Origin of the sequence: Adlercreutzia sp. DFI.6.23, from assembly GCF_024462535.1 — a bacterium.
Taxonomy (GTDB): Bacteria; Actinomycetota; Coriobacteriia; order Coriobacteriales; family Eggerthellaceae; genus Adlercreutzia; species Adlercreutzia rubneri.
Genome location: NZ_JANGBP010000150.1, coordinates 1 through 417 on the forward strand (window position 1 = coordinate 1; position 417 = coordinate 417).

A 417-nucleotide genomic window follows, 5' to 3' on the forward strand; every position below is an offset into this window, starting at 1 on the left:
GCGGTCAATCTGCTCGATCACCACGTCGAAGGGCATCGGGTTTGCATCGTCGCGAAGTTTCTCGAAGGCATCGCAGTAAGCCTTGGGCAGAAGGTCGGAGCGGTTCGAGGCCAGCTGGCCGATCTTCACGTAGGTGGGGCCAAGGGCCTGCAGCACCTCCACCGCCTGGGCGGGAGTCAGCCCATGCAGCACCTTGTACTGGCGCATTATGCGCACGATTTCGTTCATGCGCGCATGAGAGGTCTTGTCCTTGAGGGAAATCTCGGCGACTTTCATGAACTCTTCGAACGTGGCCATGGGCGTTCCTCCTTCTGGAAAGCCCATGGTACCGTGCGAAACGAAGAGCGATCTCCTCATCAATTCACCTGGCATCAAGCTGTTGTTTCAACCGCTTTGCCTGCAATAGAGAAGCAGGTA

The 417-nt window shown here is 57.1% G+C and carries 1 pseudogene; it reads right to left on the reverse strand.

The window, feature by feature from the left end:
- Positions 1 to 297: pseudogene (locus NE591_RS12755) on the reverse strand (AarF/ABC1/UbiB kinase family protein); the annotation flags it as partial.
- Positions 298 to 417: the final 120 nt, after the last annotated feature.